The organism is Acidovorax sp. GW101-3H11 (assembly GCF_001633105.1).
Taxonomy (GTDB): Bacteria; Pseudomonadota; Gammaproteobacteria; order Burkholderiales; family Burkholderiaceae_C; genus Acidovorax.
Genome location: NZ_LUKZ01000029.1, coordinates 187,753 through 205,730 on the forward strand (window position 1 = coordinate 187,753; position 17,978 = coordinate 205,730).

A 17,978-nucleotide genomic window follows, 5' to 3' on the forward strand; every position below is an offset into this window, starting at 1 on the left:
GGGCTTTAGTCTTCCTGTTGATGACCATGCCCCGATGGGCTTTCTCCGCATGATGCAAGAAGAGCCAGAGTTGTCACTGCCTTCCGCCGCTGAGCGCAAGCAAACATGGTCCAAGGCGGAGCTGCTGGACCTGATCTCCCGCAGTGCGGGTGCGACCATGGCGGTCATCGACCGCAGCCTGGCCATGATCTACGTCAACGAGGAATACGCCCGCTGGTTTGGCACCGCGCCCGAGCGCCTGGTGGGCAAAACGCTGGTGGATGTGTATGGCGAGCAGGACTGTGCCCGTTTCATGCCGTTTGTAGAACGTGTGCTGCGGGGCGAGCGGGTGCAGTACCAGCGCATGCTGCGCACACCCTATGGTTTTGACGAGTGGCGCACCATTTGCCTCACGCCCTGGCACAACAGCCAGGGGACCATCGACGGCTTCATCACCACGGCGCTGGATGTGCACGAGCTGCAGGTGACCATGAACGCGCTGCGTGCCGCCAACCAGCGGCTGTCTTCCCACATCGAAAACAGCCCGCTGGCGGTGCTGGAAATGGACCACAAGCTGCAACTGCTGCACTGCTCGCAGCGGGCGGTGCAGCTCATGGGCTGGCTGCATGTGGCGGGGCTGGAGGGGCGGCTGCTGACCGATCTGCTGGCCCCCGCTTCCATGGACGACAGCCTGCAACTGGCCTTGTCGCGCCTGAAGTCGGGTGAAGAATCGCAGAACCGCGCCGAGACCAGCTTTGTGCGCGGCGATGGCACCGAGGTGCATTGCGAGTGGTTCAACTCGGCGCTGACCGATGAAGAAGGCCAGGTCACCTCCATCATGGCGCTGGTGCAGGATGTGTCGGCCAAGATCCAGATTGCGCGCCAGCAGCACTACCTGGCCAACCACGACTCCCTCACGGGGCTGCTCAACCGCGCGGCGTTCCAGGGGCGCCTGGAGCAGTCGCTGCTGCAGGCCCGCCGCAGCGCAGGGGCGGTTGCACTGTTGTTCATCGACCTGGACGGCTTCAAGCGCGTGAACGATGCCGAAGGCCACCACGCGGGGGACGAGGTGCTGCGCATCGTGGCCCAGCGCATCGCCAGCACGGTGCGGGTGGGCGACACCCTGGCGCGCCTGGGGGGCGATGAGTTCCTGGTCATGCTGGACCAGGAGGTCACGCGCGACGTGACCGACACCATCGGCCACCGCATCATCGAGGCCCTGCACCTGCCCATGGCGGTGGACGGGCGCGATCTGTCCATCGGCGCCAGCATTGGCGTGGCGATGTACCCCCCGATGGAGGGCGACATCGACGCCCTCATGAACCGCGCGGACCAGGCCATGTATGCGGCCAAGCGCGCGGGCAAGGGGCGGCTGCATTACGCCCAGGGAGCTTGATCAAAGGCGGTGGCGGGGCTCGCCCCGCGCCTTCCTTCAGCCCTGGGGCAGCCGGATGCTCTGCTGAAAGTGGAAGAAGTTGGTGGGGTCGTACCGGGCTTTGACCTGCTGCAGCTGAGGGTAGGCAGGCCCCCAGTAGGCGTTCGCAAAATCCGGCAGGCGCGCATCCGGGTAGTTCTGGTAGACATGCCCATTGAGGAAGGGCTTGACCAGTTGCATGAAGCCCTCCAGCCAGGCTTCCATTTGTGCGCGCTCTTGCGGGTTGGTCCAGAACACATCCACCACGAGGTCGGCATCCACATGGCGGTGGATGAAGGCGCTGTCGGCCACCGGATAGCGGTTGATGGCGCCGCCGTAGGGCTCCAGGTACGCCAGGGACCAGGGGTTGGGGGAGGTCTTGAAGTAGTCGATGATGCGCTGCCAGTCGGCAGGCGAGAGCGGGGTGCTGATGTAGCCGCTGGCCTTGGTCTCGGCCACGCCGTCCGGCAGGTTGTCGGGCAGGGTGTAGGGGTGGTCTTCGAGCCAGATGTTCATCTCGGGGTAGGTGCCGGTCTTGTCCACCAGCAGCTGGGCGCTGGGGATGGCCAGCAGCGGCGCAATGGCCTGCAGGCCAGCCTCGCGGGTGCCGCAGAACATGCCCTGCACCATGTAGACCGGCACACCTTGCTGGTAGCCCAGGTTCATCATGTAGCCCAGCGCGTCGGGGGCGCCCGTCTTCATGAAGCTCTTTTGCATCAGCGTGAGCACCTGGGCGGCATGGGCCTGGTCCCAGCTGATGGCCCAGGCCCACACCTGGTCGAGCCGGTACATGCGGTAGGTCACCTGCAGAACCACGCCGAAGTTGCCGCCGGTGCCGCCCCGCAGGGCCCAGAACAGGTCGGAATGGTCCTGGGCACTGGCCGTGACGATGGTGCCGTTGGCCAGGGCCACGCGGAAGGACTCCACCAGGTCGCTCTGGATGCCAAAGGCCCGCGAGGTGTAGCCATAGCCCCCGCCCTGCACAAAGCCGCCCACACACACACTGCCGCAGGCCCCCGTGGGCACATGCCAGCCGGTGTGGTTCATGGCGCCGTTGAAATGGTCAAAGTCGGTGCCGGGCAGCACATGCACCCGTTCGCGTGCCGGGTCCAGCACCACGCCCTTCATGTCGCTCAGGTCCACCACCATGCCGCTGTTGACGGAATAGCCCGCCGTGCTGTGGCCGCCGCAGCGCACGGCCACCCACACCTTGTAGGCGCGGGCCACGGCCAGGCACTCCAGCACGTCGTTCTCGCAGGCGCAGTACACGATGATCTCGGGATAGGCCTGGAAGGCAGGGTTGGACTCTTGCCGGGCCTCGTCGTAGTCGGGGCTGGAGGGCAGGACGATGCGGCCCACCAGCCGGGCTTCCAGCGAAGCGATGGCGTCCCAGGCAAGCGCCGGGCCGGGCGCTGCAGCGGCCTGGAGGGCGGCAGCCTGTGGGGCCGCCAGCGAGCGGAAATGCGCAACGCGCGCGTCCTTGGCAATGCGGGCAGGGCTTTTGCGATGGGCCATGGCGAACGATCCTCCGTGAAAAGACGAAGTCCCGTGTGTACTGGATAGACGGCAGGTTGACCAGCCGGAAATGGCCCGCGTTGCTTTTAGGCCCCGTGCCTGGGCCAGCGGGCGCGGCGCTACTCCGCCGTGGTCAGGAGGACGACAGTGCCAGGTCGCCCGTGTTGCGCCGCAGGCAGAACTTGCCGCCCTGCTTGCCGCTGTACATGGCGGCGTCCGCCAGCTTGAGCAGGCCGATGGCGTCGTTGCCGTCGTGCGGGGCAATGGCATAGCCGATGGTCAGGCCCACCTCCACCCGCACGTTCTGCAGCGAGAACGGTGCGCGGAACGCATCCAGCAGCTTGTTGCCCAGCTCCTGCGCCTGTTGCAGGCTGTGCAGCTGCCCGGCCATCACCACAAATTCATCGCCGCCCAGGCGCGCCACCAGATCACTCTGGCGCACATGGCCTTGCAGGCGCCGGGTCACGGCGATCAGCAGCTCGTCGCCCACGTCATGGCCATGCTGGTCATTCACGGGCTTGAAGCCGTCCAGGTCCATCACATACACCGCCAGCATCCGCTCGGGGCTGCAGCGCGACAGCGCGGACGCCAGCGCGATGTTGAGCCCGCGCCGGTTGGGCAGGCCGGTCAATGGGTCGGTGTGGGCCAGGGAGCGCATCACGTCGCGCTCACGGTTGGCATCCAGCGCCTCCAGTCGCAGGGCCTTGGTGCGCAGGCCCAGCACCCGCATGAAGAGCAGCATGTCCAGCGTGGCGCCGAACTGGAAGGAGTGCATGGTCCAGAAGTTCACCGGCACCCGGCCGTTGATCACGCCGATGACGATGGCCGTGGCCACAAAATAGACCAGCCAGGCCAGCAGCAGGCTGGTGCCCACCCCGTCGCCCCGCATGGCACGGCGCGCAGCACCCGGGATGCCCATCAGCGCCGGGACCAGGCCCAGGATGCTCACGATGGCCGCTATGGCACGGGTGGAGATCACATCCAGCCCATAGGCCACGGCCAGCAGCACACACAACACGGCACCGGCCCGCATGAAGCGCATGAAACGGCCGCTGGGCTCGGGTTCTGCCAGGGCCTGCCCGATGAAGAGGAACGAGCCACAGGTGGCGAGCAAGGCCGACATCCCCCCCATGTGGACCTCGTACCAGAGGCTGTCGCTCCATAGGAACTGCCGACCCACACCGAAAAGGTGCATGGAAAACAGCAGGCTGCCGGAGGTGAGCAGCGTGTAGTAGATGAACAGAGGATCGCGCAGGCTCAGCCACTGGCCCAGGCTGTACACCAGCAGGCACAGGGCCAGGCCGGTGAGGACACCTTGCAGCATCTGCTCGTTGACGGCCTTGCTGAGCATGGCCGCAGGCTTGTAGAAAGAGATGGGCAGGATCATGGCGCCCCGGGTCTCCACACGCACCAGCAGTTCGTACGGCAGCCCGGACATCAGATTCAGCGGGATGGCGTGGGAGCGGCTTTGCAGGGGGCGCTGCGTATACGGGTGCAGGCTGCCCAGAGTGGCTTGCTGGACCAGATACCCGCTGGTCGTGAGGTAGATGTCGATGTGGTTCAGGTCGGAGTGGTTGATGTCCAGAATCCACTGGGCGTCCGAGGTCGATGCCACCTCGAACGGGATGCGCAGCCACACTGCGTCGGGCCGCACGCCCAGCGTGGCGCCCACGCTGGATGGGGGGGTGAACTTGTCGGTCAGCGGCAGCACATCCCGCACAGAAAGCTGGCGACTGGGGTCGCTCAGCAGCTTGACGGCGGGCCAGGCGTCGATGGCACGCTTTTCATCGTTGAGCTGCAAGACGGGGCTGTTGGCCCATGCCCCAGCGCAGGCCAGCAGCGCCCACAGCAGCGCCAGCCAAAGGGCGTGGTGCAGCCGCAGCCAGGGCCAGTTCGGCATGGGGCGACGGGCTGGTGTCATGGTGCCAGCGCCAGTTCGCCAGTGTTGCGCCGGATCGAGCGCTTGCCCCCTTGCTTGCCCGCGTACATGGCCGCGTCGGCCAGGCGGATCAGCCCCTGGGGGTCGTTGCTGTCCAGGGGGGCCAGGGCGTAACCGATGGTCAAGCCCACTTTCAGGCGCAGATTGCCCAGGCAAAACGGCTGATCAACGGATTGCAACAACGCACGGCCCAGATCCTCCGCCTGCTGTGGCGTTTCGAGGTGGCAGGCCATGATGATGAACTCGTCCCCCCCCAGCCGCGCGACCAGGTCGGTCTGCTGGCGGACGCTGGCTTGCAGCCGCTGGCCCACGGCCACCAGCAGGTCGTCGCCCACATCGTGGCCGTGAGAGTCATTGACGGGCTTGAAACCGTCCAGATCCATGAGGTACAACGCGACCAGGCGCTGTGGTGAACAGTGGGCCAGCGCGGCCTGCAGCGCATGCTGAAGGCCGCGCCGGTTGCTCAGGCCCGTGAGCGGATCGGTGTTGGCCAGTGAATGCATCAGGTCGCGCTCGCGCATGGCCTCTTGCGCCTGTGCCTTGGTGGCCTGGGCGCGCAGGCCCAGCACCCGAAAGAACAGCAGCATGTCCAGCGTTGCGCCAAACTGGAACGAGTGCAGCGTCCAGAAGTTCGCGGGCACCCAGCCCTGCACCAGACACACCATCACGCCAGCGGCCACGCCAAAAGCTATCCAGGCCAACAGCAGCGTCACGCCGATGGGGTCTTTTTGCCGCACGCGCGCGATGGCTGCAGGCAGGCTGATGATGGATGGCAGGGGGCCCGCCAGGCTCATGAACGCGACAGCTATGGGGACGCTCAGCCACCCGAACAGCAAGGCGCCGCACACCGCCGCCGTGATGGCTGCTCCCGCGCGCATGGTGCGTGCATAGCGGCTTTTTTGCGTGCCTTCGGCCAGCATGTGCCCCAGGAAGAGGAACGAGCCGACCAGGGCCATCAGCCCCGCCGCCGGGCCTGAATACCGGTCCATCCATGGGTTGTCAGGCCACAGATACTGCGGACCAATGCCAAAAAACTGCATCGAGAAGCCCGCACTGCCCAGCACCACCAGCGCATAAAAAGCGAACATGCGGTCGCGCTGCGTGACCCACTGGATAAGGCTGTAGGCCAGCAGGCACAAAGCCAACCCATTGATCAGGCCCTGCAGCAGCTGCTCGCCCAGGGACTGGCGCAGGTAAACGGGCATTTCGCTGACCGTGATGGGCAGGATCAGCGGACCAGTGGCCTGCACCCGTATCAACAGGTCGTAACGCTGCCCGGGCTGCAGGTCCAGCGCCATGGCAGGCGTGCGGCTGGACAGCTGTGTCTGGTTGCCGTGCTTTTTGAGGACCTGCTGGAGCACCTTGCCACCGCTCGTGAGGTACAGCTCCGCTTGCAGCGAGCTGTAGCCGATGTTGACCACCCAGGGGGTGCGCGGCGCCTCGGGCGCAACGATGGGGATGTGCAGCCACATCGCCGCCTTGTGCACCCCTATGGACCCACCCCGCTGGGCGGGCGTCTCGAATGCTCTCAGCTGGCTCAGCATGTCCTGCACCGAGAGCTGGTATGTGGGGTCTGCCTTGAGCGTGACAGCCTCCCAGGCATCCACCTGGGGTCTTTCCTGGCTCAGCACCAGGGGCGATGCCGCCTGCGCGCTCAGGGGCAGAGCCATGGGGGCGACCAGGCACAGCAGGGTGGCCGCCACGCCGCAATGCGCGTGCCAATGCCGGGCCAGCATCAGAAGGGCGCAGAGCAGCGGGTACATCGGCCTGGAGGAAACAATGGCTACGCGGGTTGCTGCGCCTGGGGGGCGCTTGTGGCCTGCGCCTTGCGCGCCAGCCCCGGGCTCCAGCTGCCATGGGTGGTCAACCGGTCTTCGATCCGGTTGAGCCAGCCGGGGGCGTGGGGGTCGTCGCTCCAGCGGTGCACCACATCGTCCACCTGGTTGAGCAGCTCGGTGGGCAGTTGCAGGGGGCGGGTCTGGCTCATCAGCACGCGGCTCATGAAGTGGTAGCCCAGGATGCGGGTGAGCGTCCGCACGATGGAAAAGCGTGGCAGCACCATCCGCAGCAGCGTATCCATGGCCCGCGCGATCAGCAACACCCCCCAGAACAGCAGCGCTGACGGCCAGGGCACCGGCTGGGTCAGGCCCAGGTCGCTGGCGGTGGCGCGCCCGCACAGGTAGCGGGTCATGAGTTCAGGGAAGGGTTTCACAATGCTCCAGGGCAGTGAGTTTTCCATGGTCTGCATCAAGGCCCGGCCCAGGGCGGGGCGTGGGTCGGGCACCACGGGTTCGGCGCGGCCCCGAGCCTGCATGCGGGCCATCAGCGCCTGGCCCTGGTCCATGGTGTCCACCATCAGGGCCCGGTCAATGCCCAGGATGTGGCCCACCACGTTCCAGGCATGCAGATAGGCCTCTTCGTCGGCCGGGCGCAAACCAATCCCCAGGCGGTGCAGGCTGCGCAAAAACACGTAGCCAAAGGTAAGCAAGGTGTAGGCCAGCTCCTCCTGGTTGCAGGGCAGGCCATCGCCCTGCAGGTTCCAGCCGCGCGCATACAGCGTCTTGAACATGGCCTGGCGCCCGCCCCCGGCGGGCAGGGCTTGGGGTGCCACCTGCCCGCTGCCCCCGGCCAGCAGCTGCTTGACGGCGTCTTGCGGGCTGCCGTGCAGGATCAGGTTGCGGATGGTGGCATGGATCAGCCGCACCTTGAGCACCTGGGCCACGCCCGCGCCACGCTGGCTCAGGCCGCCGTGCATCATCACCGGGAAGATCATCGCCGCCGTGGAGCGGATGCGGTACTCGGCGTTCTGCTCCAGCTGGCCCGAGGTGTGCAGCACGCTGGACAGGTCGGGGATCACATAACACTCGGGTAGGCTGGCGCAGAACAGCAGGATGCACGACAGCGCCCCATGCTCCATGAAGAGCTTCTCGGCGCGTTCGATCTTTTTTGCATCGGCCCAGGGCGGCAGCACCTGGGCGGTCTGCACGTAGTGGTTCAGCGCCCGGGCCATGGGGGCGTCCACCCCGTCGCCCTGGGCGGTCCAGCCCACCAGGCTCTGGTTGTCCGTCCACTCGCCGAACAGGCGGTTCACGGTGTCGATGCGCGCCCATTGCGGGGCGTCCACCGCCACATCCCCTGCGGGCCAGTCGCCCAGGATGTCGGCAATGGTCTTGTCTGCCAGCGGATCGGCGTGGTGCTGCATGCCGGCCAGTTCGGCTTCCGAGATGGGAGGGGTGTGCAATGTGTTCTGGCTCATACGGGGGCCTTGGCGGGTGCGACCCAGCGCTGGTAGCCCGCCAGCGCACACAACAGGGGGATGCCCATTGCAAACGGTGCAATCGAGCGGATTTCGACGGGGTTGCCCAGCATCATCTGAAACACCATGTTGCTCCCATACAGTGCAAGCGGCACCAGCGCATGGTGGCGCAAAAACGGGCTGCTGGGCTGCATGGCCAGTGATCGGACCGACAGGCGAAAGCCCAGAAGGATCACAAAGGAGACAAACACCCAGCCAAAGAAGCCCTGCACCGTCTCGCCAAACCAGGCGCCATCGGTTTTGGTCATGATCCAGGCCTTGAGGGTGTAGACCATGTAGGGGTCGGCGCCCAGGTCAAACGCCGTGACGATCATCGCCGCCAGAAATGACAGCATGACGGTGTTGCCCAGCCCGCGCACGCCGTCCACCGGGCTTTGCCAGACGATCAGGTTGGCAATCACATACCCCGCATAGGTCAGCGCAAACCACATCAGCGGTATCACGATGGGAACATCGCCCAGGCGCGGGCCCAGCACATCGGTGTAGGTGTAGTGGCCAAAAAACCAGCCGCGCGACGACCCCATCTGCTCGGCGAACCAGCCAAAGCTCACGGCAATCAGCACAAACTGCAGCGCGGGCCGCGCCCCCAGCAGGTGCGTGGCGCTGGCCCAGCAACAGGCAAACATCACCACCGACGCCACCACCAGGGCCATGGTCGTGTCGTTGTGGGTGCGAAACGCGAGGATGACCAGGTAAATCGCCAGGAGCAGATAGCTCAGCGCGGGCAGGCGCGAGGCGAAGGAGGGCTGTGCAGGCATGTCGGGTGTATCACGCTGTAACAATTCCCCCAGTGTAGGGGATTGCCCGGGGCGCCGTGCTCCCTGTTTGCCCTGATCAAAGGTCGCCGTTGCGACGCTGTTTCAGGCGCTGCACCGGGGACTTTGGTGATATACGGGGCCCGCACGCAGCGGACCCGGGTTTTCAGCCCTGGTCGGGCGTGAGCGAGGCCAGGTTCAGCAGCGCGGCCTCGATGGCCGCTGCCGTGGCCTGCGGCTGTTCCATGGGGAAAAGGTGGCTGCCGTCCAGCATCATGGTGCGGCCCTCGGTGACGCGCAGCGTCATCGCCATGCCCACCTGCTTCATCTCTTCCGAGTCGCGCCCGCCGATGAAGGCGGCCGGGCACTGCAGCGGGTGGGCGCTGAGCAGGCGGCCCAGGTTGTGCGGCAGGGTGTTGTAGATGGCGGTTTCCACCGCACGGTCAAAGCCCAGCACGCGTTTGCCATCCTGGTCCTGCAGGCCGTGGGTGATGTAGTCCTGCAACACCTCGGGGTGCCAGCGCGCAAAGGCCTTCTTCTTGCGGAAGTGCTCCAGCGCCTCTTCGTCGCTGGCCCAGCTGAAGCGGCGCTGGCGGCTCACCCGGCCGGGCGATATCGAGCCCACCACCTGCGCCCGCTTGGCCACGCCGACCACATTGGCCTTCCAGCCGCCGATCAGCGGCGAGTCGATCAGCAGCACGCCGCGCACCAGCTCGGGGTGGCGGGCGGCGGCCATCACGCTCAAGAAACCGCCCAACGAATGCCCCACCAGGAACACCGGCTGCCCCAGTCGTTCCACCTGCGCGGTGGCAAAGTCGGCCAGCTGCTGCACCAGGTGGGGCCAGTTGTTGGTCACCGGGTACTGCGGGTCGTGGCCATAGCGCTCCACCGCGCTGATCTGGAATCCACGGGCCTTGAGCAGCTTGAACAGCAGGCGGTAGGTACCCGCCGGGAAGCTGTTGGCGTGAGAAAAAACGATGGGGAGCATGGGCAAAGGGCGTACCGGCAGGGCTGGAGGCGGGCGGCGGCGCCCGGTGGGGCTCTTAGATAAGCCGGTCTGTGTGGGTCGTGATCTTCTTGAGCGGCTTGCTGCGCGCGGGGCTCACCATGATGGGCACCTCGGTCGCGCCGCCGCTCCAGGCCGGATCTTCGATGCTGTCGAACACCTGGCGCAGCTTCTGGCCCCAGCTGTCGTGCAGCATGCGGAAGTAGGGGTTGTTCTCGTCGATGCACACTACCTTGTCGGTGGCAAACCGGTCGGCCTCGTACACCACCAGGTCCAGCGGCAGGCCCACCGACAGGTTGGACTTGAGCGTGCTGTCCATGGACACCAGCGCGCATTTGGCGGCTTCGTCCAGCGGCGTTTCGGGGGTGAGCACGCGGTCCAGCACCGGCTTGCCGTATTTGGACTCGCCCACCTGGAAGTACGGCGTCTCCGACGTGGCCTCGATGAAGTTGCCCGCCGAGTAGACCTGGAACAGGCGCATGCCCTCGCCCTTGATCTGGCCGCCAAACACCATGGACACATTGAAGTCCACACCCGAACGCTTGAGCGCGGCGCCATCGCGCTCGTGCACATGGCGCACGGCCGAGCCCAGCACGCGGGCCGCATCGAACATGCTCTTGGCGTTCCAGATCGTGATGGCTTCGCCAGAATCACCGTCCTTGATCTGCTCGTTCTGCAGGATCTCGCGCACGGACTGCGAGATCGACAGGTTGCCCGCCGACAGCAGCACCATGAAACGGTCGCCCGCCTTTTCATAGACCATCATCTTGCGGAACGAACTGATCTGGTCCAGACCGGCGTTGGTGCGGGAATCGGACAGGAAAACCAGCCCGGCGTTGAGTTTGATGGCGACGCAGTACGTCATGAACAGGTGTGGATCCGTGGTGTGGGGAACCCGCAAGTTTAGTCGTGCGCGTGTCTGGGCCCAGGGGGCGGCTTGCCACCCGCTCCATGGCAAGGATGTTTGTTATTAAATTGATAGCAAACTTTGCTTTGTGGTTGCGCGGTAACGGGGATTTTGACCATGATTTTGGGGCCAACACGCTCCGGTCCGGCGCTGTGGGGCCTGCCGCCCTATCATCCGGCGCTGGACTTTCTGGTGGGGTGGATCATGGGGACTTTGTGGAAGCTGGCGGGCACCCGCCGTGTGTGTGCCGCCGTGCTGGGGGCCTGCCTGGCGGCGGTGCTGGTGGGCTGCGGGGGCGGCAGCGACAGCCCGACGGGTGGTGGCTCGCCCACCACGCCGCCCATCCTGCCCGAGCGTTCGGGGCGACTGGAATCCGCCCGCCTGCTCGGGTCCATCCCGGCCAGCGAGATCGCGGCCGCGCTGGCCGCCAAAGAGTCTCTGGCCCAGGACGTGGTGCCGCGCTACGGCGTCACCTCCTACCGGCTGGACTACCTCACCGCCGACGCCGATGGCCGCGAGGTGCGCGCCTCCGGCCTGGTGAGCGTGCCCATCAAGGCAGCCGGTGCCAAAAGCCCGATACTGAGCTACCAGCACGGCACCCTCTTCAAAGACGCCGAGGCCCCCAGCAACAACGCCGTGGCCTCAGAGGTGGCGGTGGTGCTGGCCTCGCTGGGCTACATCGTGCTTGCGCCCGACTACGTGGGCTTTGGCGCCTCCAAGGGCACGCCCCACCCCTACCTGCTGGCAGCGCCGTCGGCCGCCGCCACAGTCGATTTTCTGACCGCCGCCCGCACCTGGCGCAGCCAGGCCGGAGTGGTGGACAACGGGCAGCTCTTCCTCACGGGCTACTCGGAAGGCGGCTACGTCACCATGGCCGCGCACCGCGCGCTGCAGGCCAGCGGCTCGCCCCACCTGCAGCAGCTGCGCCTGGTGGTACCCGGTGCCGGGCCCTACAACGTGCAGGCCACCATGGACGGCCTGGTGGATCTGGTGCGGCAGGAGCAACCGCTGATCGGCGCCCTCATCAACCCCGGCTTTCTGCGCCACCTGGGCGGCAGCGTGCAGCGCGAGGTGCGCCGCCTGCTGCTGCGCGCCCTCATCCCGGGCGATGCCGACGTGGCCTATGACACACGCTTCATCGATCATTTCCTGGCCGACGACGTGTTGGCCCTGGCCAGCGCCAGCAGCGTCTACGACTGGAAACCGGATCTGCCCGTGCGCCTGTACCACGGCCGCGATGACCGCACCGTGCCCTACGCCAGCTCGGTCAGCACCCGGCGCGCCATGCAGGAGCGCGGCGCGGGCGACCTGGTCAGCCTGACCGAATGCCGCGCGCAGCCAGTGGCCGGGCACCTGCAATGTGTGCCGCCATTCATCACGTTCATGCTGGGGCAGCTCGCGCCGGTGGCGCAGGATTTGTGAGGCTGCAGCGGCCTCCGGAGGGCTGCGCCTGGTGGCGCCGCTTCAGGTCGCCATCTTCTTGAGTTGGTACAGCGCATCCAGGGCCTCGCGCGGGCTCAGCGCGTCGGGGTTGATGCCGGCCAGCGCGGCCTCTACCGGGCTGGCGCCCGCGCTCTCGGGCACCTCGGGGGCGGCGAACAGGTCCACCTGCAACTCGTCCTCGCCCGCGCGCTCTTCCAGCGCCGCGAGCGCATGGCGCGCGTGGTGCAGCACGGGCGATGGCATGCCCGCTAATTTTGCAACCTGGATGCCGTAGCTGCGGCTCGCCGGGCCGGGCTGGATCTCGTGCAAGAACACGATGTCCGCGCCGCTCTCGGTGGCGCTCACATGCATGTTGATCGCGTGGCGTGCCTTGGCGGGCAGCTCGGTCAGCTCGAAGTAGTGCGTGGCGAACAGCGTGAAGGCGCGCGTCTTGTCGTGCAGGTGGGTGGCAATGCCGCTGGCCAGCGCCAGGCCGTCGAAGGTGCTGGTGCCCCGGCCGATCTCGTCCATCAGCACCAGGCTGTGGGGCGTGGCGGCATGCAGGATCTGCGCGGCCTCGGTCATCTCCAGCATGAAGGTGGACTGCGCGTTGGCCAGGTCGTCGGCCGCGCCGATGCGGGTGTGAATCGCGTCGATGGGCCCCAGGCGGCAGCTGGCTGCGGGCACATGGCTGCCCATGCTGGCCAGCAGCACGATCAGCGCCACCTGCCGCATGTAGGTCGATTTACCGCCCATGTTGGGGCCGGTGATGACCTGCATGCGCGTGTTGGCGTTCAGGCGCGTGTGGTTGGCGATGAAGCTGCCGCTGGATGTCTCGGCCAGGCGGGCTTCGACCACCGGGTGGCGGCCGCCTTCGATCTCGATGCAGGGCTCGGGCACAAACTGCGGCGCGCACCAGTTCAGGGTGAGCGAGCGCTCGGCCAGCGTGCACAACACATCCAGCGTGGCCAGCGCCTGCGCCAGACGGGTGAGGGCGGGTACGTGGGGCTGGAGCTGGTCGAGGATCTGTTCGTACAGCCACTTCTCGCGTGCCAGGGCGCGCTCGTTGGCCGAGAGCGCCTTGTCCTCAAACGCCTTGAGTTCGGGCGTGATGAAACGCTCGGCGTTCTTCAGCGTCTGGCGGCGGCGGTAGTCGTCGGGCACGCGGTCCAGGTTGCTGCTGGTCACCTCGATGTAGAAGCCGTGCACCTTGTTGAACTGCACGCGCAGGTTGGCGATGCCGGTGCGGGCTTTCTCGCGCGTTTCCAGCTCCAGCAAAAAGGCGTCGCAGTTGGTCTGGATGGCGCGCAGCTCGTCCAGCTCGGTGTCAAAGCCCGTGGCGATCACGCCGCCGTCGCGCACCAGGGCGGCGGGCTCTTCGGCAATGGCAGCCTGCAGCAGCGCCGTGCAGCCTTCGGGCGGGTGCAGGTGGCCGAAAATTTGAACCAAAAAGGGCTCTGGCGCGCGTCCATTAAGCGCTCGTAGCTCTGATTTTTGTAGCGTTTTGCCCAGGCCCACCAGCTCGCGCGGGCGCACCTGGCGCAGCGCGATGCGGGCGGTGATGCGTTCCACATCGCTCACGCCCTTCAGTTCGCCGCGCAGCGTGGCCCAGGGCCCTGAGCCACCGCCTGCACCCCCCGCGCCCCGCAAAGCCGTGGTGGCCGACAGGCGCTGGCGCGCCTCGGCGCGGTCGCGGCGGGGCTCCAGCAGCCAGGTCTTGAGCAGGCGGCTGCCCATGCCGGTCATGCAGGTGTCGAGCAGCGAGAAGAGGGTGGGTGCGTCATCGCCGCGCAGGGTCTTCACCAGCTCCAGGTTGCGCCGCGTGGTGGCGGGCAGGTCGATGAGGTCGTCGTTGCGCTGCACCTGCACGCTGTGCACGTGGGTGAGCGTGCGGCCCTGCGTGTGTTCGGCGTAGGTCAGCAGCCCGGCGGCCGCCGCGTGGGCCTCGCCCAGGTCTTGTGCGCCCCAGGCCTGCAGGCTGGCGGCCCCCAGGTTTTCGAGCAGCTTGCGCTCGCCCAGTGCGCTGTCGAACTGCCAGTCGGGGCGGGGGCTCATGGGGCAGGTGAAGGCGCCGCTTTGGCGCAGCACCTGCAGTTGTTGCTCGAAGCGCTCTGTTACGCCTGCGCTGTAGATCAGCTCGCTGGGCGCCACGCGCGCCAGCCAGGCGCCGAGTTCGTCGTGCGCACATTCGGCCAGGAAGACGCGGCCCTGCGTCACGCTCAGCCACGCCAGGCCACAGCGCGCGCGGGGCGCCTGGTGCACGGCCATCAGCAGCGATTCGGATTTGTCGGACAGCAGCTCCGTATCGGTCAGCGTGCCGGGCGTGACCACGCGCACCACCTTGCGTTCCACCGGGCCCTTGGTCGCGCCGACTTCGCCCACCTGCTCGGCAATGGCCACCGACTCGCCCATCTTGATCAGGCGGGCCAGGTAATTTTCGAGTGCATGGAAGGGCACCCCTGCCATCACCACCGGCTGGCCGCCCGACTGGCCACGCTGCGTGAGCGTGATGTCGAGCAGGCGCGCGGCCTTTTCGGCGTCTTGCCAGAAGACCTCGTAGAAGTCGCCCATGCGGTAGAACAGGAGCGTTTCAGGGTACCCGGCCTTGAGGGCGAGGTACTGCTGCATCATGGGCGTGTGGTGTTCGAGCGTGTCGGACATGCAGGGGGCGGGGGGAATGAGGCGTGGACTGTAGCAGCTTGCCCATGGGGTTTCCCCTCAATGATTTGCCACAGGTTTTGTAGCTTTGTTACGTTTTGACATACTCTTGGCTGTATGCTGGCAGCTTGGCTTTGACCGCAGGCGCCGTCCGTTGCGAGGGCGCTTTTCCCAACCCCAGGATTCGAAGGTTTCAGAGCGACCGTGATTTCGTCCGAACTGTTGACCGACCTTCTCGCCCCCGTGGGCGACGGCCTCATCGAGCCCATGGCGCAGGCGCGCCTGCAGGCCCTGGTGGATGCGGTGCCGGTGGCGTTGATGGAGTTCCGGCTGCAGAACGGTCGGTTGGTGCTGCTGGCGGCCAACGCGGCTGCACGCCGCATGCCAGGGCTGGGCGCTGTGCGCGAACCCGGTGCGGATGCCAGCGAGGTGTTCGACCTGCTGGCAAACACCTCGTTGCTGGACCAGCTGTATGGCGTGGTGCGCGTAGGGGTGCCGCTGGAGTGCCGCCAGGTGGTGCGCGAGCCCGGGCGTTTGCTGCTGGCCTGGGATCTGTCGGCGCGCCGGGTCACCCACGATTGCATCATGGTCACGGTGCGCGATGCCTCCGAGGCCGAGACCTTGCGTGCTGCGCTGGCCGCGTCCGAGCGCTCGCTCGAAGAAGTGCGGCGCGAGCTGCGCGAGCAGACCGAAGTCTTCAACACCATGGAGAGCCTGGCCCGCACGGGCCATTGGCGCCGCATTGAAGACCCGGGCGAAACCGTGCTGCTATGGTCACCGGGCCTGTGCGACATCGCCGGTTTTGAACAACAGGAATGGGTGGACCCGGAGCGCGCCGTGAGCGGCATCCTGCCGGAAGACCGCCACGTGTTCGACAAGATCCGCGAGCGCGGATCTGGCCTGGACGTGGAGTACCGCTGGCGTCGGCCCGATGGCGAGGTGCGCTGGATGCGCTCGCGCGTGCAGCGCACGCTGCCGCGCGATGGGGTGCAGGTGGTGATGGGTGTGGTGCAGGACGTGACGGACGAGCACCGTGCGGCCGAGCAGCTGCGTGAACAGCTGCTTTTCATCCAGCGCATTGCCAGCCGCATCCCGGGCTTCATCTACGAATACCGCCTGCATTCCGATGGCGGCACCAGCGTGCAGTACATCAGCGATGCGGTGCGCGAGTTCATGGGCGTCGAGCCGCACGAGGTGACAGCCGACCACGGCGTGCTCATGCACCGTGTGGTGCCCGAAGACCTTCCGCAGGTGCAACGCTCGGCCATGATGTCGGTGCGCAAGCTCGTGCCCTGGCAGTGCGAATACCGCGTGCGCATGCAGGACGGCAGCGTGCGCTGGCACATGACCAACGCGGTGCCCCACCGCGAGGCCGATGGCTCGGTGGTGTCGCATGGTTTCACCATGGACATCACCGACCGCAAGCTGGCCGAGCAGGAAATCGAACGCCTGGCCTTCTACGACGCGCTCACCGGCCTGCCCAACCGGCGCCTGCTGCTGGACCGCCTGCAACGCTCCATCGCCGCCTGCCAGCGCACCAAAAGCCTGGGCGCACTGCTGTTCATCGACCTGGACAACTTCAAAGACCTCAACGACACCCTGGGCCACGACATGGGCGACCAGCTCTTGTCGCAAGTGGCCGCCCGCCTGGTGGGCAGTGTGCGCGAAGCCGACACCGTGGCCCGCTTTGGTGGCGACGAATTCGTCGTCATGCTCGAAGCCCTGGCCCCCGAACTGCAAAGCGCCGCCACCCAGGCAGAAACCGTCGCAGAAAAACTCCTGGCCAACCTGAACCAGCCCTTTGACCTGGACGGCGCCCAGCACTACAGCACCCCCAGCATCGGCATCACGCTGTTTGGCGACGAACGCCTCACCGTGGACGAACTCCTCAAACGCGCCGACCTGGCCATGTACCAGGCCAAAGCCGCAGGGCGCAACACCCAGCGCTTCTTCGACCCCGACATGCAGGCGGCCGTGAACGCCCGCTCCAACCTCGAAGCCGACCTGCGCCAGGGCCTGGCCCGGAACGAGTTGCTCGTGCACTACCAGCCCGTGGTAGACCACCACGCCCGCCTCATGGGAGCCGAAGCCCTGGTGCGCTGGCGCCACCCCCAGCGCGGCATGATCAGCCCCGGCGACTTCATCCCCCTGGCCGAACAGACCGGCCTCATCCTCCCTTTANTGCTCGTGCACTACCAGCCCGTGGTAGACCACCACGCCCGCCTCATGGGAGCCGAAGCCCTGGTGCGCTGGCGCCACCCCCAGCGCGGCATGATCAGCCCCGGCGACTTCATCCCCCTGGCCGAACAGACCGGCCTCATCCTCCCTTTAGGCCAATACGTCCTCCAAACCGCCTGCGAACAACTGCAGCGCTGGAGCCAGCACGACAACACCGCCCACCTGTCCATCTCGGTGAACGTCAGCGCACGCCAATTCCGCCAGCCCGGCTTCGTGGCCGAAGTGCTGCAAACCCTCAAGAACCACAACGCCGACCCGCGCAAACTCAAACTCGAACTCACCGAAAGCCTGCTGCTGGGGGACATCGAAGACACTATCGCCCGCATGGTGCAGCTCAAAAGCGAAGGCGTGGGCTTTGCGCTCGACGACTTCGGCACCGGGTACTCCAGCCTGAGTTACCTCAAGCGCCTCCCCCTGGACCAGGTCAAGATCGACCAGAGCTTCGTGCGGGACGTGCTCTCGGACCCGAACGACGCGGCGATCGTGCGGACCATCCTGGCGCTGGCCAAGAGCCTGGACCTGGAGGTGGTGGCGGAGGGGGTGGAGACGACGGGGCAGCTGAGNCTGGACCAGGTCAAGATCGACCAGAGCTTCGTGCGGGACGTGCTCTCGGACCCGAACGACGCGGCGATCGTGCGGACCATCCTGGCGCTGGCCAAGAGCCTGGACCTGGAGGTGGTGGCGGAGGGGGTGGAGACGACGGGGCAGCTGAGCTTTTTGCGGCTGCACGGGTGCGAGGGGTTCCAGGGGTATCTGTTTGGGCGGCCCGGGCCGGTGGGGGAAATGGATGTTTTCCTGCACCCACACCGCTGACCGGGCCTCGGCCAGC

12 protein-coding genes and 1 pseudogene are annotated in these 17,978 nt (G+C 66.7%); 5 read left to right on the plus strand and 8 right to left on the minus strand.

What is annotated here, in order from left to right; genetic code table 11:
• Positions 1-49: 49 nt before the first annotated feature.
• Complete coding sequence (locus A1D30_RS21230) at positions 50-1,375, plus strand: diguanylate cyclase (protein WP_063462736.1); 1,326 nt, start codon at positions 50-52, stop codon at positions 1,373-1,375.
• A 36-nt stretch (positions 1,376-1,411) separates the two neighbouring features.
• Here A1D30_RS21230 and A1D30_RS21235 read toward each other — a convergent pair whose 3' ends face one another.
• The 7 genes from A1D30_RS21235 to A1D30_RS21265 all read right to left on the minus strand — a co-directional run bounded on the left by A1D30_RS21235 (position 1,412) and on the right by A1D30_RS21265 (position 10,789).
• Positions 1,412-2,908, minus strand: coding sequence for an FAD-binding oxidoreductase (locus A1D30_RS21235; RefSeq protein WP_063462709.1), 1,497 nt, complete (start codon positions 2,906-2,908; stop codon positions 1,412-1,414).
• A gap of 133 nt (positions 2,909-3,041) precedes the next feature.
• The gene (locus A1D30_RS21240; protein ID WP_082836562.1) at positions 3,042-4,829 is read right to left on the minus strand and encodes a diguanylate cyclase; all 1,788 of its coding nucleotides are present in this window, start codon (positions 4,827-4,829) and stop codon (positions 3,042-3,044) included.
• Positions 4,826-6,610: a diguanylate cyclase gene (locus tag A1D30_RS21245; protein ID WP_242421965.1), complete on the minus strand. Its 1,785-nt coding sequence runs from the start codon at positions 6,608-6,610 to the stop codon at positions 4,826-4,828. The genes A1D30_RS21240 and A1D30_RS21245 overlap by 4 nt, the downstream gene beginning before the upstream one ends.
• A 20-nt stretch (positions 6,611-6,630) precedes the next feature.
• Positions 6,631-8,103 (minus strand): oxygenase MpaB family protein, encoded by a 1,473-nt coding sequence (locus tag A1D30_RS21250; RefSeq protein ID WP_063462711.1) that lies wholly within the window; start codon positions 8,101-8,103, stop codon positions 6,631-6,633.
• The gene (locus tag A1D30_RS21255) at positions 8,100-8,921 is read right to left on the minus strand and encodes a carotenoid biosynthesis protein (protein ID WP_063462712.1); all 822 of its coding nucleotides are present in this window, start codon (positions 8,919-8,921) and stop codon (positions 8,100-8,102) included. The genes A1D30_RS21250 and A1D30_RS21255 overlap by 4 nt, the downstream gene beginning before the upstream one ends.
• A gap of 163 nt (positions 8,922-9,084) precedes the next feature.
• Positions 9,085-9,906 (minus strand): alpha/beta hydrolase, encoded by an 822-nt coding sequence (locus A1D30_RS21260; protein WP_063462713.1) that lies wholly within the window; start codon positions 9,904-9,906, stop codon positions 9,085-9,087.
• A 55-nt stretch (positions 9,907-9,961) separates the two neighbouring features.
• Positions 9,962-10,789, minus strand: a complete 828-nt coding sequence (locus A1D30_RS21265) for a proteasome-type protease (protein ID WP_063462714.1) — start codon at positions 10,787-10,789, stop codon at positions 9,962-9,964.
• Between the two features lie 159 nt (positions 10,790-10,948).
• On the opposite strand from A1D30_RS21265, the gene A1D30_RS21270 reads away from it, so the two are divergent.
• Positions 10,949-12,253 carry a lipase family protein gene (locus A1D30_RS21270; RefSeq protein WP_242421966.1) on the plus strand — a complete coding sequence of 435 codons (1,305 nt, stop codon included), beginning with the start codon at positions 10,949-10,951 and terminating at the stop codon, positions 12,251-12,253.
• Positions 12,254-12,295: 42 nt separating this feature from the next.
• Here the strand turns inward: A1D30_RS21270 and mutS are convergent, their stop codons facing one another.
• The gene (mutS, locus tag A1D30_RS21275) at positions 12,296-14,914 is read right to left on the minus strand and encodes a DNA mismatch repair protein MutS (RefSeq protein ID WP_063462715.1); all 2,619 of its coding nucleotides are present in this window, start codon (positions 14,912-14,914) and stop codon (positions 12,296-12,298) included.
• 201 nt (positions 14,915-15,115) lie between these two features.
• On the opposite strand from mutS, the gene A1D30_RS21280 reads away from it, so the two are divergent.
• The 3 genes and pseudogenes from A1D30_RS21280 to A1D30_RS26520 all read left to right on the plus strand — a co-directional run.
• Positions 15,116-17,092: GGDEF domain-containing phosphodiesterase (locus A1D30_RS21280; RefSeq protein WP_242421967.1), on the plus strand; the 1,977-nt coding region annotated here is incomplete at its 3' end.
• A gap of 1 nt (position 17,093) precedes the next feature.
• Positions 17,094-17,712: pseudogene (locus A1D30_RS26515) on the plus strand (EAL domain-containing protein); the annotation flags it as partial.
• Position 17,713: 1 nt separating this feature from the next.
• Positions 17,714-17,962 carry an EAL domain-containing protein gene (locus tag A1D30_RS26520; protein WP_347336244.1) on the plus strand — a complete coding sequence of 83 codons (249 nt, stop codon included), beginning with the start codon at positions 17,714-17,716 and terminating at the stop codon, positions 17,960-17,962.
• Positions 17,963-17,978 lie beyond the last annotated feature (16 nt).

Excerpts from the sequence above, each read along its gene's own strand:
- mutS (WP_063462715.1), bottom strand. The coding sequence starts at position 14,914 with ATGTCCGACACGCTCGAACACCACACGCCCATGATGCAGCAGTACCTC.
- A1D30_RS21235 (WP_063462709.1), bottom strand. The coding sequence starts at position 2,908 with ATGGCCCATCGCAAAAGCCCTGCCCGCATTGCCAAGGACGCGCGCGTT.
- A1D30_RS21250 (WP_063462711.1), bottom strand. The coding sequence starts at position 8,103 with ATGAGCCAGAACACATTGCACACCCCTCCCATCTCGGAAGCCGAACTG.
- A1D30_RS21240 (WP_082836562.1), bottom strand. The coding sequence starts at position 4,829 with ATGACACCAGCCCGTCGCCCCATGCCGAACTGGCCCTGGCTGCGGCTG.
- A1D30_RS21230 (WP_063462736.1), top strand. The coding sequence starts at position 50 with ATGATGCAAGAAGAGCCAGAGTTGTCACTGCCTTCCGCCGCTGAGCGC.
- A1D30_RS21265 (WP_063462714.1), bottom strand. The coding sequence starts at position 10,789 with ATGACGTACTGCGTCGCCATCAAACTCAACGCCGGGCTGGTTTTCCTG.
- A1D30_RS21255 (WP_063462712.1), bottom strand. The coding sequence starts at position 8,921 with ATGCCTGCACAGCCCTCCTTCGCCTCGCGCCTGCCCGCGCTGAGCTAT.
- A1D30_RS21245 (WP_242421965.1), bottom strand. The coding sequence starts at position 6,610 with ATGTACCCGCTGCTCTGCGCCCTTCTGATGCTGGCCCGGCATTGGCAC.
- A1D30_RS21260 (WP_063462713.1), bottom strand. The coding sequence starts at position 9,906 with ATGCTCCCCATCGTTTTTTCTCACGCCAACAGCTTCCCGGCGGGTACC.
- A1D30_RS21270 (WP_242421966.1), top strand. The coding sequence starts at position 10,949 with ATGATTTTGGGGCCAACACGCTCCGGTCCGGCGCTGTGGGGCCTGCCG.